Here is a 16070-nt window from a genome sequence, read left to right as displayed (position 1 = left end):
CTCTCTCGGGTGGCGGCGGATCTTACGTCCGCCGCTGGGTCTCCCGTTCTTCCAGCCCCTTGAGCACCTTGTCGAGGGTCATCGGGTAATCGCGGATGCGGATGCCCGTGGCGTTGTAAATCGCGTTCGCGACCGAGGCGCCCGCGCCGCAGATACCGAGTTCGCCCAAACCCTTACTCTTCAGCGGGTTCGCCTTGTCGTCGAGTTCGGGCAGGAAGAACGCGTCGACGTTCGGCACATCGGCGTGAGTGGAGACGTGGTACTCCGCAAGGTCGTGGTTCACGTAGTAGCTGTAGCGCGGGTCGATCACGGCATCCTCCATCAGCGCCGCGCCAACGCCGAAGATCATGCCGCCGATGGCCTGCGAGCGGGCGGTCTTCTCGTTGAGGATGCGCCCGCCGGTGAAGCAGCCGAGCATCCGCCGCAGCCGGATCTCACCGGTATCGACGTCCACGCCCACCTCGGCGAAATGCGCGCCGTAGGAGTATTGCGAGAACTTCTTCTCCATCTCGCCGGGCTTGATCTCGCCCTTGGCCTCCAGGCCCTCGGACCCGGCAAGGTCCTTGAGCGCAACCGAGCGTCCGCCGACGCTCACCGAACCGTTGGCGAAGGTCGCATCGCCGGAGCCGAGCCCCGCCTTCTCGACCAACGCCTTCCGAAGGTTGTCGCAGGCGACGTAGAGTGCCGAGCCCGCCGAGCCCGCGCCGAACGAACCGCCGGAGCCGGACGCCTTCGGGAAGTTGGTGTCGCCGAGTTCGACGCGCACCTTGTCGGCCGGCAGGCCCATCATCTCACCGCCGATCTGGGTGAGGATCGTGTAGGTGCCGGTTCCGAGGTCGGTCATCGCCATGCGGACGACGAGCACGCCGTCCGGTCCGAGGCGCACCGAGGCCGAGGACGGCTTGAGCGGATTCTGCCGCGCCGCCGCCGACATGCCGATACCCACGAGCCATTGCCCGTCGCGGGTGGTGCCCGGCTTGGTACGCTTGTCCCAGCCGAACCGTGCCGCGCCCTCCTTCATGCAATCGATGAGGCGGCGGGTAGAGTAGGGGATCTTCTTCTCCGGATCCTCCTCCGGCTCGTTGCGGACGCGCAGCTCGATCGGGTCGATGTTCAGCCGCTCGGCCAGCTCGTCCATGGCGCATTCGAACGCGAGCTGACCCACGGCCTCGCCGGGCGCACGCATCGAGGAGGCGATGGGCAGGTTCAGGTTCACCAGCCGGTGGGCGGTGATCCGGTTCGGCGCCGCGTAGAGCGAGCGCGTCACGTTGGCCGAGGTTTCGTAGAACGCGTCGCCGATGGCGGTGTCCGACCACGATTCGTGGCCGATGGCCGTGAGACGGCCGTCCTTGTCGGCGCCGAGGCGGACGCGCTGGATCGTGTCCGTCCGGTGCGTCCCGACGTGGAACTCCTGCTGGCGGGTCATCGCGACCTTCACCGGCCGCTTGACGACCTTCGACGCCAGGGCGGCGAGCGTCGCCTCGGGCAGGGCCTGAAGCTTCGAGCCGAAGCCGCCACCGATATAGGGCGTGACGATCCGCACCTTCTCCGGCGGAAGTTTCAGCACCGAGCCGAGCGGGGGCTGGCCGCGGTTCGGCATCTGGTTCGCCGAATAGAGCACCACGGCATCGCCGTCCGGCCCCGTCTGCCATTCCGCGATGGTGGCGTGCGGCTCCATCTGCGCATGGATCTGCGTCGGCGTCGTGTACTCGACGTCGATCTGGATCGGCGCCTTGGCGAAGGCGCCGTCGAAATCGCCCAATGACGAATCCGCCTTTACGCCGGGCGACGTCACCATCGGCTTCGGCTCGTAGGCCGCGCCGAGGTTCGGCTTCAGCAGGCCCTTCGGCTTGGTGGCGTCGTAGCTCACCTTCACCAGCATGGCGGCGGCGCGGGCCTGTTCGAAGGTCTCCGCGACCACGAAGGCGACCGGCTGACCGTAGAACGTGACCTCACGGCCCTGCAGCTGCGGCCAGACCTGTTCCTTCTTCTCGCCCTGCTCCGGCACGTTCTCGTGGGTCATCACGAGAATCGTGCCCGGCGCCTTGCGGGCGGCCTCGGCGTCGATGGCCTTGATCGTCCCGGCGGCGACGGTCGCCGTGACGATGTAGCCGTAGGCCGGGTTCTTGAGCGCGTGGCTCTCGTAGGCGTAGGGCGCGCGGCCCGTCACCTTGAGGGGCCCGTCGACACGGTCGAGGGGCTTGCCTACGAGGCCGTCGGCGCGGTCATCGAGCGGCGTACGGCCGATCGGCTGGTTCATCTCCATGGCGGATGTCCTGCGTTCGGCGTCAGGCGCGGGTCGCTTGCGCGACGACGGCGCGCAAGGTCCTGCGGGTGAGGGGGATCTTGAAGTCGTTTGCGCCGTAGCCGCGGGCGCCCTTCAGCACCCGGTCGGCGGCTTCGTCGGCGGAGCCGGTGCGGACCAGCGCCTCCTCGGCCGCCGCCACGCGCCACGGCTTGTGCGCGAGGCCGCCGAAGGCGAGACGCGCCGAGCCGACACGGCCGTTGCCCTCCGCTGCGATCACCGCCGCGATGGAGATGGTGGCGAAGGCGTAGGAGGCCCGGTCCCGAACCTTCCGGTAGATATGCGTGCCCTCGACGGGCTTCGGCAGCGTCACCGCCGTGATGATCTCGCCCTTCTTCAGATCGGTCTCGATCTGCGGCGTGTCGCCCGGCAGCCGATGGAAATCGGCCATGGCGATGCTGCGGGTCTGGCCCTCAGGGTTGACCGTCTCGATGGTGGCGTCCAGGGCCGCCATGGCGACGTTCATGTCGGACGGGTTGGTGGCGATGCACTGATCGCTTGCCCCGACCACGGCCATGATGCGGTTGAAGCCGCCGATGGCCGCGCAGCCCGAGCCCGGCTCGCGCTTATTGCAGGGCATGGCCGTGTCGTAGAAGTAGTAGCAGCGGGTGCGCTGAAGCAGGTTGCCGGCGGTGGTCGCCTTGTTGCGCAGCTGGCCCGAGGCCCCGGCGAGCAGGGCCCGCGAGAGCACCGCATAATCCTTCCGCACGCGGGGATGGGCGGCGAGGTCGGCATTGCGCACCAGGGCGCCGATCCGCAATCCGCCGTCCTTCGTGTCCTCGACCTGTGCGAGGGGCAGGCGGTTGACGTCGACCAGGGTGGCGGGCGTCTCGACCTGAAGCTTCATCAGGTCGAGGAGGTTTGTGCCACCTGCGATGAAGGTGGCGTTCGGCCGCTCGGCGACGATCTTCGCCGCCTCCTGAACGGTCGCGGGACGCTCGTAGGTGAAGGCTTTCATTGTCCGACCCTCACAGCTTCGTGCCGGCGGTGTCGCGGATCGCCGCGACGATGTTCGGGTAGGCCGAGCAGCGGCAGATGTTGCCCGCCATCCGCTCGCGGATCTCGGCTTCGTTCAGGGAGGTCTTGGCCGTCAGGTCGTCGGTGACGTGGCTCGGAAAGCCGTCCTTGACCTCGTTCAGCATGCCCACCGCCGAGCAGATCTGCCCCGGCGTGCAGTAGCCGCACTGGAAGCCGTCGTGCTGAATGAAGGCGGCCTGCATCGGATGCAGCGTCTCGCCCTGGGCCAGCCCTTCGATGGTGGTGATGTCGTCGCCCTCGTGCATGACGGCGAGCGTCAGGCAGGAATTGATGCGCCGCCCGTTCACCAGCACCGTGCAGGCGCCGCACTGGCCGTGGTCGCAGCCCTTCTTCGAGCCCGTGAGCGCGAGATGCTCGCGCAACGTGTCGAGCAGGGACGTGCGGGTGTCGAGGTTCAGGTCGTGCGCCTGGCCGTTGATGGTGAGGCGCACCGGCATGGTCTGCGGCGCGGGGTCTCCGGCGGCGGGGGTTTCCGCCCGCGCGGAGGACGTGGGCAGGCCGAAGCCGCCTAGGCCGAGGGCGCCGATGACGGCGCATCCCTCGACGACGGCACGGCGCGTCGGCGCACCCGCGTTGCCCGGTGAATGGTCTGTCATGCTGCAAATCCGCTGAGAGACGGCCAGCGCGACCGCGCGGCGTGATCCAGAAAGCGTCAGGGCAACGTTGCATCGCCTAAGCTGGATCCAATCCAAACTGCGCCCGATCCGCACGGGGTCCAGGGCCGCCCTGGCGATGCCGGCCTTATCGCCACAGGTGAATGCTGATCCCCCACAGGCAGGAAAGGCCCGGCATGGCTTCCATCCCGACGCTGACGATGAACGACGGCCGTAGCATCCCGCAGATCGGATACGGCTGCTGGCAAATCCCTGAGGACAAGGCGCCGGGCCTCGTCGGGGATGCGCTGAAGGCGGGCTACCGGCTCATCGACACAGCTGCCGCCTACGGCAACGAGGCCGGGGTCGGCAAAGGCGTCCGCGACTCCGGCGTGCCGCGAGGAGAGATCTTCGTCACGACGAAGCTCTGGAATGACCGTCAGGGCCCCGACGCCGCCAAGGCCTTCGAGGAAAGTCTCGCCAAGCTCGGCCTCGACTACGTCGATCTGTACCTCATCCACTGGCCGTGCCCGCAGCGCCGGCTGTTCGTGGAGACCTGGAAGGCGATGATCGCCCTGCGCGATGCCGGGAAGATCAAGTCCATCGGCGTCTCGAACTTCACGGACGAACACCTCGCCACCCTCGTCGGGGAGACCGGGGTGACGCCTGCGGTGAACCAGATCGAGCTTCACCCGTACTTTCAGCGACAGGATGCCCGCGCCGCCGACAAGGCTCGCGGGATCGTGACGGAGGCCTGGAGCCCCCTCGGCCGGGGCGAGGAACTGAAGGATCCGGTGATCGCCGAGATCGCCAAGGCACATGGGAAAAGCCCGGCCCAGGTGATCCTGCGCTGGCATATCCAGATCGGCGTCGTGGTGATCCCCAAGAGCGCCAACCCTCAGCGGATCGTCGAGAATATCTCGATCTTCGACTTCACGTTGAGCCCGGAAGAGATGGCGCGGATCGGCATGCTCGATAAGCCGAGCGGACGGATCGGGCCCGACCCCGCTACCTTCTGCTGAGCTTTTACGGTCGCGGACGCGCTTGTCGGGATGCTGCGGCGCACCCTGACAAACGCGCCGCAAAAGATTTATGCTCAAAGCTAGCATATCTAGACAGGGGCATCCGGCAGCCATAAGTTAGGCGGCACAATGCTCAAAGTGAGCATAATTGGAGGACGCCATGACGGCGACCATCGCGCCCGTCTCCCGGATGCCGGGAGCCCTTCCTCTGCCGGACCTGTACGCGCGGGTCTCCCGTCACGTCCCGGCCATCGAATGGCCCGCGCTGGCGCCGGACATCGAGGCGATCCTGCGCCTCAAGCGCGAGAAGAACGCAGTCATCCTGGCGCACAATTATCAGGCGCCGGAGATCTTCCACACGGTGGCGGACATCGTCGGCGACAGCCTCGCCCTGGCGCGTGAGGCGGTGACGGTCGATGCGGACATCATCGTGCTGGCGGGCGTCCACTTCATGGCCGAGACCGCCAAGCTCCTGAATCCGTCGAAGACGGTGCTGATCCCCGACATGGGCGCGGGGTGCTCGCTCGCCGATTCCATCACGGCCGAGGATGTGCGGGCGCTGCGTCGGAAGTATCCGGGCGTGCCGGTCGTCACCTACGTCAATACATCGGCGGCGGTGAAGGCCGAGTCGGACCTCTGCTGCACCAGCGGGAACGCCGTGCAGGTGGTGCGCTCGCTGAATGCGCCCCGCGTGCTGATGATCCCCGACGAGTTCCTGGCGCAGAACGTCCAGGCCGAGGTGCCGGAGGTCGAGATCCTGACCTGGGCCGGGCATTGCGAAGTGCACGAGCGCTTCACGCCCGCCGATATCCGCGACGTGCGCGAGAGCTACCCCGGCGTCACGGTCATCGCCCACCCGGAATGCCCGCCGGACGTGGTGGCCGAATCGGACTTCTCCGGCTCGACCGCGATGATGATGGACTTCGTGGTGCAGAAGCGGCCCGCGCAGGTGGTGCTCGTCACCGAATGCTCCATGGCCGACAATATCGCGGCAGCGAACCCGGACATCGAGTTCATCAAGCCCTGCAACATGTGCCCGCACATGAAGCGGATGAGCCTGCGCAACATCCGCCGCTCGCTCGAAACCCTGACCCACGAGGTCACGGTCGATCCGGCGCTGGCCGACCGGGCGCGGGCCGCCGTGGAACGGATGCTGGCCGTGAGGACGCGATGAACGCCTTCTCCCGCAATCCGGCGGACCGGGTGGTGGTGGTCGGCGGCGGTGTCGCCGGCCTCAGCACCGCCCTGCGCCTCGCCCCCCGCCCGGTCACGCTGGTGACCGCCTCTCCGCTCGGCCTCGGCACCGCCACCGGCTGGGCGCAGGGCGGCATCGCCTCCGCCATGGGCGCCGACGATTCGGCGTCGCTGCACGCCGCCGATACGGAAGCGGCCGGCGCCGGCCTCACCGAGCCGGATGTCGCGCTCCGCATCGCCGCCGAGGGGCCGCGCTTGATCGACTGGCTGGTGAGTCTCGGCGCACCGTTTGACCGAAGCGAGGACGGCGCGCTCGCGCTGGGCCTGGAAGCTGCCCACAGCCGCCGCCGCATCGTGCGGGCCGGCGGTGATTCGACCGGCGCGCGGGTGCTCGAAACTCTCGTCGCGGCGGTGCTGAACGCCCCCTGGATCGAGGTGGTGAGCGCCGCCGTCACCGATCTGCTCCGCGACGAGGCGGGCGCGGTGGCAGGCGTCGTCGCCGAGAGCGACGGGGCACGCTTCCGCATCCCCGCCCGCGCGGTGGTGCTGGCCACGGGCGGACTCGGCGGGCTCTATGCGTCCACCACGAACCCGCCCGGCGCCACCGGACGCGGCATCGCCCTGGCGGCGCGGGCCGGGGCGACGCTCCGCGACATGGAGTTCGTGCAGTTCCACCCCACAGCCATCGCGGCGGGGCGCGATCCCATGCCGCTCGCCACCGAGGCGCTGCGCGGGGAGGGCGCCCGGCTCATCGACGAGACCGGCGCCGCCGTGATGGCCGGCATCGCTGGGGGCGATCTGGCTCCGCGCGATGTCGTCGCCCGTGGCATCTTCCAGGCCCTTCAACGGGGGCGGACCGTCTATCTCGACACGCGCGGGGCGCTCGGCGCCGCGATGCCGACGCGCTTCCCCACTGTCGCGGCCCTCTGCGCCTCGGCGGGCATCAACCCGGCGACGCAGGCGATCCCGGTGCGGCCGGCGGCCCACTACCACATGGGCGGCGTGAAGGTGGATGCGCACGGCGCGTCGAGCGTGCCCGGCCTCTATGCCTGCGGCGAGGTCTCCTCGACCGGCCTGCACGGGGCGAACCGGCTCGCCAGCAATTCGCTCCTCGAAGGGCTGGCCTATGCCGGCTTCATCGCGGACGGGCTCGACGCGCCGCCGCCGCGCCGGATCCTGCCCGACACCGCCCCCCGCCGTGCCGGCTCCGAGCTCGCGGCGATCCGCGCGGTGATGGAGACGAAGGTCGGCGTGGTGCGCGAGGAGGCGGGCCTGTCCGCCGCCGTGGCCGAGCTGTCGCCGCTGGCCGAGACCTGCGACGCGGCCCTGGTCGCCTCGCTGATCGCGTCGAGTGCGCTGTCCCGGCAGGAGAGCCGTGGCGCCCACTGGCGCAGCGACCATCCCCATCAGGCGCCCGCCCGCCACACCGAGACGACGTCCGCTGGCGTCGCCGCGCCCGCTCTCGCGGAGTGAGACAGCCGTGACCGACATCCTTCCCCTGCCGAGGCTCCTTGTGGAGCCGATCGTCCGCGCGGCCCTGGTCGAGGATCTCGGCCGGGCGGGCGACATCACCACCGATTCCATCGTGCCGCCGGGCGCCCGGATGAAGGGCGTCATCGCCGCCCGCCAGCCGGGCGTGATCTCCGGCACCGATGCGGCGGCCATCGCCTTCGCCCTGGTCGATCCCGAGGTGAGCGTCACCGTCGAGCGCGGGGACGGCACGAAGGTCGCCCCCGGCGACGTGGTGCTCCGCCTCGACGGTCCGGCGCGAGCGATCCTCACTGCCGAGCGGGTGGCTCTGAACCTGCTCTGCCGGATGTCGGGCGTCGCCACGGCCACGAACGGTCTCGTTGAGGCGGCCCGGCCGCACGGCAAGTCGTCCATCGTCTGCACCCGCAAGACGACGCCGGGCCTGCGCTCCCTGGAAAAACACGCGGTGCGCGCTGGCGGCGGCTCGAACCACCGCTTCGGCCTCGATGACGCAGTGCTCATCAAGGACAACCACATCGCGGTGGCGGGCGGCGTCCGCGAGGCCATCGAGCGCGCCAAGGCGCGGGCCGGGCACCTCGTGAAGATCGAGTGCGAGGTCGACACCCTCGACCAGTTGCAGGAAGTCCTGTCGGTCGGTGTCGATGCCGTGCTCCTCGACAACATGGACCCGGCAACACTCGCCCGCGCCGTGGCGATGATCGACGGCCGGGCGCTGTCCGAAGCGTCGGGCCGGATCACCGTCGAGACCGTCGGCGCGGTGGCGGGATCGGGCGTGGACCTGATCTCCTGCGGCTGGATCACCCACTCGGCGGCGATCATCGACCTGGGATTGGATGCGGCCTGACATTCAGGCCGTCGCTGCTTCCAACCCTCCGCCGTCATTGCGAGCGACAGCGAAGCAATCCAGTCGGCACCGCCTTATTCGGATAGGGCGCGCCCTGGATTGCTTCGGCTCCGCCTCGCAATGACGGGAGTGGCCGTAGCGCATTGAAAACGGCTGCGCTCGCGCGCATATGGCCGGCGCGATTTCCCAACCTGACCCGGAGGTTCATTCCGTGAGCGAGACGATCGAGCGGCACGAATTCGGTGCGGAGGTGGGCCGCCTCCTCGACCTCGTGGTGCACGCGCTCTATTCCGACCGCGAAATCTTCCTGCGCGAGCTTGTGGCCAACGCCGCCGACGCCATGGACCGGCGCCGCTTCGACGCCCTGACTAGCGCGTCGAGCGCCCTGCCGCCGGACGCGAAGGTCCGCATCGCCCCCGACAAGGATGCCCGCACCCTCACCATCTCCGATGCGGGCATCGGCATGGCCAAGGACGACCTCGCGTCGAGCCTCGGCACCATCGCCCGCTCGGGCACCCGCGCCTTCTCGCAATCGCTGGAAGCCGCCAAGGCCGAGGACCGGCCGAGCCTGATCGGCCAGTTCGGCGTCGGCTTCTACTCCGCCTTCATGGTGGCCGACCGCGTCACCGTCACGTCGCGCAAGGTCGGCGCCGACGAGGCCTGGACCTGGGCCTCAGAGGGCCAGGGCAGCTACACCCTCGAACCCGGCACCCGCGCCGAGCCCGGCACCGACATCGTCCTGCACCTCAAGGAGGATGCGGACGAATACCTTGAACCCTACCGGCTCGATCACCTCGTTCGGAAGTGGGCGGACTTCATCACCGTGCCCGTCGCCATCGTGCGCGACGGCAAGGACGAGGCGGCCAACCAGGGCACCGCCCTGTGGCGCAAGCCGAAATCCGAGATCACCGAGGAGCAGTACACCGAGTTCTATCACTCGGTCGGCATGAACTTCGACAAGCCCTGGGCGACGCTTCATTGGCGGGCCGAGGGGCAGCTCGAATTCGCGGCTCTGCTGTTCGTGCCGGGCTCGAAGCCGTTCCAGCCGATCGAGAACGACCGCCAGAGCAAGGTGCGCCTGCATGTCCGGCGCATGTTCATCACCGACGAAGCCGAGTTGCTGCCGTCGTGGCTGCGCTTCGTGCAGGGCGTGGTGGACACCGAGGACCTGCCCCTCAACGTCTCCCGCGAGATGTTGCAGACGACTCCGGCGCTCGCCCGAATCCGCAAGGCCGTCACCGGCCGGGTGATCACCGAACTCACGAACCGCGCCAAGAAGGGCGAGGATTACGAGAGCTTCTGGGAGAATTTCGGCCCGGTCCTCAAGGAAGGCATCTACGAGGATTTCGAGCGCCGCGCCGAGATCGCCCCGCTCCTCCGCTTCCGCTCCTCGGCGGTGGAGGGCTGGACGTCGCTGGCCGATTACGTCTCCCGCATGAAGGACGGGCAGGAGGCGATCTACTACCTCGTGGCCGACGATCAGGAGGCGCTGAAGTCGTCGGCGCAGCTCGAAGGCTTCCGGGCTCGCGGGCTCGAAGTGCTGCTCCTCTCCGACCACGTGGATGCATTCTGGCCGGACCAGCTCGGTACCTTCGAGGGCAAGTCCCTGACCTCGGTGACGAAGGGCAACCTCGACCTGTCAAAGTTCGCCCCCGAGGGCGGCGATGCCGAGCCGGCCGAGGGGATCGACGCCTTCGTGGCGGCGGTGAAGGCGGCGCTCGGCGAAGAGGTGGCGGATGTCCGCGTCACCGATCTTCTGGTGGACAGCGCGGTGGTGCTCTCGGCCGGCGGGGCGGGGCCCGACCTTCAGATGCAGCGGCTGTTGCGCCGGGCCGGACGGGCCGGTGCCGGCAAGCCGGCCCTGGAGATCAACCCGCGCCATGCGCTGATCCGCGCGCTCGCGGCCTCACCCGAATCAGAGCTGCCCGAGGCGGCCGGGATGCTCCTCGATCTCGCGCGGATCCAGGACGGCGACAGCCCCCGCGACCCCGCCGCCTTCACCCGAAAGGTCGCCGCGGCCCTCGCGTCGGCTCACTCGGTAGGCGCTTGAGGGGATAAAGCGTGACGGGGCGCACCTGCCGCGCCCCGTCATGATTGATCATTCCGAAACGTGGGGGTCATAACTTCGCCACCGGTCGGGATCATTCCCACCGGATGCGCGGGCGCGGTGGGGGCCGCAGGCGCACTCTCAACTCCACGGCGAGGATCAAAAGTCCCGCCCATCGGACGCGACATGAATCTCGTCGAGGCTGAAGCCGGCAATGGACAGGCGGTCGCCGCAGCCCGCAACCGTGTCCATGCCCATGCGTACCGCCACAGCGGCCGCGTCCGGCGGTTACGGCGGCTGATCCCCGTGGTCGCCGGTGGCGCCACGGCGGTGCTGCTCGCCTACCTGTTCAATCCCTTCGCGGCCGGCATCTCGGGTGTCAGCGTCGGGCCGGTGACGCTCGCAGGCTCGAAGGTGAAGATGGAGAATCCGCGCCTCTCCGGCTTCCGCAAGGGCAACCGCGCCTACGAGGTGACGGCAGAGGCCGCGCTGCAGGACGTGCGCAAGCCGAGCCAGATCGAGCTTCAGCAGATGCGCGGCCATATCGCCACCGACGACCAGGGCGGGCTCGCCCGGCTCTCGGCGGCCTCCGGCCTGTTCGACAGCGCCCGCGAGGCGCTGGACCTCAAGGACGACATCCGCGTCTGGACCGACAAGGGCGAGGAAGCGCGCTTGAAGACGGCGGCCATCGCGTTCAAGACCGGCTCCATCGTCTCGAAGGACCACGTGACCGTTACGACGGGCAAGGGCGTCGTCGATGCGGACGGGCTCGACGTGGTCGAGAACGGCAAGGTCATTTCGTTCATCGGCAACGTACACGTGTCGATCAACCCGGAGAGCGCGGACGCTCCGAAGAGCGACAAGTTGAAGGGTCCGATCCTCACCTCGGATGCCGATCCCGTGGAGCGCCGGCCATGAGCGCTCTGAAGACGATGGCCGCCGCGCTGGCCCTCGGCCTCGCCTTCGCAGTGCCGGCCCATGCCGAGAAGCCGGCCAAGGATTCGTCCTCCGCCTTCGGCAACATCGGCGGCGGCGGCAAAGAGCCGATCAAGATCGACGCCGACCGGCTCGATGTGTTCGACAAGGAAAACAAGGCGATCTTCGCCGGCAACGTCGTCGCCGTGCAGGGTGAGAGCACAATCCGCTGCACGACCATGACGGTCTATTACAAGCGCGGGAAGGACAAGGCCGAGGGCGGCGACGAAGCAGCGCCGAAGAACCCGGCCGAGAACGGCATCAAGAAGGTCGAGTGCGCCGGTCCGGTGACGGTGACGCAGAAGGATCAGGTTGCGACCGGCGACAACGCTGTGTTCGATCAAGATGCGAAGCGCATCGTGCTCACCGGCAACGTCGTGCTGAGCCAGTGCCAGAACGTTACGCGCGGCCAACGTCTCGTCTACGACATGGCGAGCGGCCGGGCGAACATGGACCCCGTGGCCGGCGGGCGCGTCTCGGCCATGTTCGTGCCGGGCGAGAAGTCCGACGGCAAGGACGCGAAGGCGAAGGGCTGCACCGTGCCCCCGGCGAAGCCGCGGGCGCAAGCCAATTGAGCGACGCCGTGGCTTTACAGGCCGGGCCGGCGGCAGCGGCCCGCCCCTCGCTGCTGTCGCGCCTGTTCGGCCGGAAGGCGGCCGCGCCGCAGGGCGTGGAGATGCCGGCCGAAGCCGTCGCGGCACAGGCCGAGGGCGGCCCCGGCATCCTCTGCGTGCGCGGCCTGCGCAAGAGCTACGGCGCGCGAACCGTCGTCCACGAGGCGGGGCTGACGGTCCATACCGGTGAGGCGGTGGGGTTGCTCGGGCCGAACGGCGCGGGCAAGACCACGATCTTCTACATGATCACCGGCCTCGTCGCCGCCGACCGGGGCGAGATCACCCTCGACGGCCTTCCGATCACCCACCTGCCCATGTACCAGCGGGCGCGGCTCGGCATCGGCTACCTGCCGCAGGAAGCCTCGATCTTTCGCGGCCTCTCCGTCGAGGACAACATCCGCGCGGTGCTCGAAGTGGCCGAGCCCGACCGCAAGGAGCGGGCCCGCAAGCTCGAATCCCTGCTGGAGGAATTCGACATCGCGCGGCTGCGCAAGTCGCCCTCCATCGCCCTCTCGGGCGGCGAGCGGCGGCGCTGCGAGATCGCGCGGGCGCTCGCCTCCTCGCCGACCTTCATGCTCCTCGATGAGCCCTTCGCCGGCATCGACCCCATCGCGGTGGGCGACATCCAGGATCTGGTGAAGCACCTGAAGCAACGCGGGATCGGCGTTCTCATCACCGATCACAACGTGCGCGAGACTCTGGGCCTGATCGACCGCGCCTATATCGCCCATTCGGGCCGGATCCTCACCGAGGGCACGCCCGAGGAGATCGTGGCGAACCCAGAGGCGCGGCGCCTCTATCTCGGCGAGGATTTCCGGCTCTAGCGGCCGGGCCTCAGCCCTTCCAGTTCTTGAGCGCCGCGAAGGGGCTGTCCGAGCCCGCCGGCTTCTCTGGGTTCAGCACCGGCTCAACCTGCGCGATCGCATCGGCCAACGAGAAGGCTGACCCGCTCTGCAGCCGGCCGCCGGCCGCGTCCCGGTGTCCGCCGCCCCGGAACAGACGCGCGCCGTCGAGGGCGGTGCCGTCGACCGAGCGGAAGGACAGCGTGCCCATCCGCTGCACGTTCACCACCCGCTTCGTCCGCCCGGCCTCCATGATCCGGTCGGAGACCCGCTGGAACATGCCGGAATCGAGCCCGAAGGACAGGAGCGTGCCGTCCTTCAGTGGGCGGAACAGGGTGTCCGAGCGCGCCAGCGCCCGGGCGAGGCGGGAGCGGGTGGTGAGATTGGCGTCGTCGTCGGGCGCGTCGGCCAGCAGATCGTTCACGATCCGCGTGCGGATCGCCACGGCGTCCTGTTCCAGCTGCGCCGGGGTGGCTCCTTCGCGCAGGCGCTGTCCGGCGGCTAGCAGCAGCGCCGAGACGAACCGGTCGTGCCAGGGATGGCCGGGCGGGATCAGCCCCGTGGCGTTCTCCCAGAAGATCTCATCGAGGGCGATGCCGCCGGGGAAGGCCGCGTTCTCCTTGCGCCACAGGTCGAGGGCGTCGATGGCGGCGATCAGCGCGGCCAGATCCTCCTGCCGTTCGGGCTCGTGCGTGGCGAAGAGGGCGCGGTGCGTCATCGTCATCGCCGTCGCGCAGGAATCCTCGTCGATCAGCAGGGTGATCGCCGGATCGCCGAAATCCGAGCGTGACAGGCCGGGGCGCTCCGCCACGGGGGCGGGCTCCAGGCCCTGACGGGCCAGCTGCTCGGAGGAGGAGGCATGGTGATCGAGCACCACGAGCCGGTGCTTCTCGCCCTCCCGCTTCTTGTTCATCGCCGCGAAGCGCTTCAGACCGGCGATGGTCTGCTCTTCGAGGCCGAGATCGGTCATCAGCAGCGTTTCGGAGGCCTGAGCCTTAGTGAGACGCTTCACCTCCTCCTCGAAGACCGGGCCGACATCGCTGTAGCGCGGGACGTGGATGACGCGATCCACCTCGGCGCAGGCGGCGGCGACCGTCGAGGCGCCGTAGCCGTCGAGGTCATGGTGGGTGATCTGGGTCAGGCGCACGCGCTCTCGGCTCCGGCTGTCGGGGATCCGGGCTTCTTACGCTGCCAGAACGCCGCAGGCGAGAGAGCGGTGGATGCCGCTTTCTTTAAGTTGCGTGATGCCGACTCACGCAAATGGCCCTTAAGCAAGCCCCCGGACGTGGCGCGAAACGGCGCGGGGAAGTTAAGAAATAGCTCAAGCCATTGGCGAACAAGCCGTTACTGTCTGTGGCGGCCGTTAACCAAAGTGAAGGAACGGGCTCCGCAGGGCGAGAACGGTGCAGTCCCTACCCGCTGCTCACAGCATTAACCTTTTGTTAAGCGGCCGATTGCGGCGAGGGCTCCGTCGTGAGAGCTTTCGTTAACGAGAGCTAAACGGTTGGGTCACGGCGATGCGGTTCGCGGCTAACAAGATGCGGGATGCGGCCTCGGCGCTTCGGCGCGGCCTGGCCATCTTCGCCGTCGCCACCGCCGCCCTGACCGGCGCGGCCGCCGCGCAGACGCTGGCAAGCCTCCCGAATGCCGATGTCGGCGCCCGTGTGCGGGGCGATGCCAAGCCGATCGCCGCCTGGAGCACCTTCTGCCAGGATTACGCCGCCGAATGCGCCATCGACCGCACCGAGCCGGCGCGCATCACCCTGACCCCCGCCGTGTGGAACACCATCGTCGCCGTCAACCGCCGCATCAACAAGTCGGTCGAGCCGATGACCGACATGGATCACCTCCACGTCGCCGACCGCTGGGATCTCGCCGAGGACGGCATCGGCGATTGCGAGGATTTCCAGCTGCTCAAGCGCCACCTGCTGGCCGAGGCGGGCCTGCCGCGCCGGGCCATGCGCATGACCGTCGTCATCGACGAGAAGGGCGAGGGCCATGCGGTCCTCACGCTCGTCACGGATCGCGGCGACCTCGTGCTCGACAACAAGACCAACACGATCCTGCCGTGGCACCGCACCGGCTACGTGTTCATCAAGCGCGAAAGCCAGGATGCGATGGCGTGGGTGTCGCTCGGTGGCGCCACTTCGCCCGTCACCACCGCCAACCGTTAACGCAAAAAGGTCGGGGCGATCCACCAGCCCGGATGGGCGGCGCGCAGGCGCTTGGCCGCCCTGACCGCGGCCTGACGGTCCTCGAACAGGCCGAACACCGTCGCGCCGGAACCCGACATGCGCGCGAGGAGGCTGCCCTGACCGCGCAGGGCGGAGAGGCATTCGCCGATGACCGGCGCCACCGTGAGGGCCGGGCCTTCGAGGTCGTTCCGCGCCGGGCCGATGGTTGCGAGCACCGTTTCGGCATCCGCATCCGCCGGGATGAACGGGTGCTCGCCGCCCGAGAGGGTCTGACCGACCGAGAGGCCGAGCGCCTTGAAGACCGGCGCGGTGGGCACCGGCACGCCGGGATTGATCAGCACCGCCGGCAGGGGCTCGATGCCCAGGGCGAGGCTCACATCCTCCCCCGCGCCGCGCATCATCCGCGCCAGCGGATCGAGACAGACCGGCACGTCCGCCCCCGTCTGCCGCGCCGCCTCCACGACGGCCGGATGATCGAGGGTGAGGCCGTTGAGCCGGGCGAGGAGCCGCAGGGCCGCCGCCGCATCGGAGGACCCGCCGCCGATCCCCGCCGCCACCGGCAGGCGCTTCACGAGATGGAACGCCCCCACCTTCAGGTCCGGCACCTTGGCGGCGAGGCCGCGCGCCGCGCGGATCACGAGGTTGTCCGCATCTGGCCCCGCCGGGCCGGCGGTGGGTCCGCTCACCGTCAGGGAGAGGTCGGCGCCCGGCGTCAGGGTCAGCCGGTCGGCCGTGCCGGCGAAGGCCACGAGGCTTTCGAGCACATGGTAGCCGTCCGCCGGGCGCCGTCCGAGGACGTGCAGCGTGAGGTTCACCTTGGCGGGTGCGCGGTCGGTCAGGAGGGTCACGGGAAGTCCGCCGGCGAGTGATCGGGCGGGGTCGGGGGTACAGGCCGGATGGACCGGCGGCA

General features: G+C 69.1%; 14 protein-coding genes. 9 read left to right on the top strand and 5 right to left on the bottom strand.

What is annotated here, in order from left to right; genetic code table 11:
- Positions 1-22 precede the first annotated feature (22 nt).
- Genes AAHF99_RS07075 through paoA form a run of 3 tightly spaced genes read right to left on the bottom strand, consistent with a single transcriptional unit; the run spans position 23 to position 3939 of the window.
- The gene (locus AAHF99_RS07075) at positions 23-2266 is read right to left on the bottom strand and encodes a xanthine dehydrogenase family protein molybdopterin-binding subunit (protein ID WP_342163379.1); all 2244 of its coding nucleotides are present in this window, start codon (positions 2264-2266) and stop codon (positions 23-25) included.
- A 22-nt stretch (positions 2267-2288) separates the two neighbouring features.
- Positions 2289-3263, bottom strand: a complete 975-nt coding sequence (locus AAHF99_RS07070; protein WP_342163378.1) for an FAD binding domain-containing protein — start codon at positions 3261-3263, stop codon at positions 2289-2291.
- A gap of 10 nt (positions 3264-3273) precedes the next feature.
- On the bottom strand, positions 3274-3939 hold the full coding sequence (gene paoA / locus AAHF99_RS07065; RefSeq protein WP_342163377.1) for an aldehyde dehydrogenase iron-sulfur subunit PaoA: 666 nt from the start codon (positions 3937-3939) through the stop codon (positions 3274-3276).
- 194 nt (positions 3940-4133) lie between these two features.
- Here paoA and AAHF99_RS07060 point away from each other — a divergent pair, with 194 nt between their 5' ends.
- The 8 genes from AAHF99_RS07060 to lptB all read left to right on the top strand — a co-directional run bounded on the left by AAHF99_RS07060 (position 4134) and on the right by lptB (position 12947).
- Positions 4134-4958, top strand: a complete 825-nt coding sequence (locus tag AAHF99_RS07060; RefSeq protein ID WP_342163376.1) for an aldo/keto reductase — start codon at positions 4134-4136, stop codon at positions 4956-4958.
- 160 nt (positions 4959-5118) lie between these two features.
- Positions 5119-6132 carry a quinolinate synthase NadA gene (gene nadA / locus AAHF99_RS07055; RefSeq protein WP_342163375.1) on the top strand — a complete coding sequence of 338 codons (1014 nt, stop codon included), beginning with the start codon at positions 5119-5121 and terminating at the stop codon, positions 6130-6132.
- Positions 6129-7625 carry an L-aspartate oxidase gene (locus tag AAHF99_RS07050; protein ID WP_342163374.1) on the top strand — a complete coding sequence of 499 codons (1497 nt, stop codon included), beginning with the start codon at positions 6129-6131 and terminating at the stop codon, positions 7623-7625. The genes nadA and AAHF99_RS07050 overlap by 4 nt, the downstream gene beginning before the upstream one ends.
- Positions 7626-7632: 7 nt before the next feature.
- Positions 7633-8487: a carboxylating nicotinate-nucleotide diphosphorylase gene (gene nadC, locus AAHF99_RS07045; RefSeq protein ID WP_342163373.1), complete on the top strand. Its 855-nt coding sequence runs from the start codon at positions 7633-7635 to the stop codon at positions 8485-8487.
- A gap of 211 nt (positions 8488-8698) precedes the next feature.
- Positions 8699-10537 (top strand): molecular chaperone HtpG, encoded by a 1839-nt coding sequence (htpG, locus tag AAHF99_RS07040; RefSeq protein ID WP_342163372.1) that lies wholly within the window; start codon positions 8699-8701, stop codon positions 10535-10537.
- A 183-nt stretch (positions 10538-10720) separates the two neighbouring features.
- Positions 10721-11452 carry an LPS export ABC transporter periplasmic protein LptC gene (lptC, locus tag AAHF99_RS07035; RefSeq protein WP_342163370.1) on the top strand — a complete coding sequence of 244 codons (732 nt, stop codon included), beginning with the start codon at positions 10721-10723 and terminating at the stop codon, positions 11450-11452.
- On the top strand, positions 11449-12084 hold the full coding sequence (locus tag AAHF99_RS07030; protein WP_342163369.1) for an LptA/OstA family protein: 636 nt from the start codon (positions 11449-11451) through the stop codon (positions 12082-12084). Before lptC ends, AAHF99_RS07030 begins: the two co-directional genes overlap by 4 nt.
- Positions 12081-12947 (top strand): LPS export ABC transporter ATP-binding protein, encoded by an 867-nt coding sequence (gene lptB / locus AAHF99_RS07025; protein ID WP_342163368.1) that lies wholly within the window; start codon positions 12081-12083, stop codon positions 12945-12947. Before AAHF99_RS07030 ends, lptB begins: the two co-directional genes overlap by 4 nt.
- 10 nt (positions 12948-12957) lie before the next feature.
- On the opposite strand, the gene AAHF99_RS07020 is transcribed toward lptB, so the two are convergent.
- Positions 12958-14112, bottom strand: a complete 1155-nt coding sequence (locus AAHF99_RS07020; protein WP_342163367.1) for a dimethylmenaquinone methyltransferase — start codon at positions 14110-14112, stop codon at positions 12958-12960.
- 370 nt (positions 14113-14482) lie between these two features.
- Here AAHF99_RS07020 and AAHF99_RS07015 point away from each other — a divergent pair, with 370 nt between their 5' ends.
- Complete coding sequence (locus AAHF99_RS07015; RefSeq protein WP_342163366.1) at positions 14483-15139, top strand: transglutaminase-like cysteine peptidase; 657 nt, start codon at positions 14483-14485, stop codon at positions 15137-15139.
- On the opposite strand, the gene AAHF99_RS07010 is transcribed toward AAHF99_RS07015, so the two are convergent.
- Entirely contained in the window at positions 15136-16008 is an 873-nt protein-coding gene (locus tag AAHF99_RS07010; protein WP_243957635.1) for a 4-(cytidine 5'-diphospho)-2-C-methyl-D-erythritol kinase, read from the bottom strand. The two genes, AAHF99_RS07015 and AAHF99_RS07010, sit on opposite strands and share 4 nt — an antisense overlap.
- Between the last annotated feature and the right edge of the window lie 62 nt (positions 16009-16070).

The sequence above is a fragment of the Methylobacterium litchii genome (assembly GCF_038442315.1).
In the GTDB taxonomy this organism is placed as follows: Bacteria; Pseudomonadota; Alphaproteobacteria; order Rhizobiales; family Beijerinckiaceae; genus Methylobacterium; species Methylobacterium litchii.
Note: the sequence above shows the minus strand (reverse complement) of the source record. Positions and strands in the feature narration are given on the sequence as shown.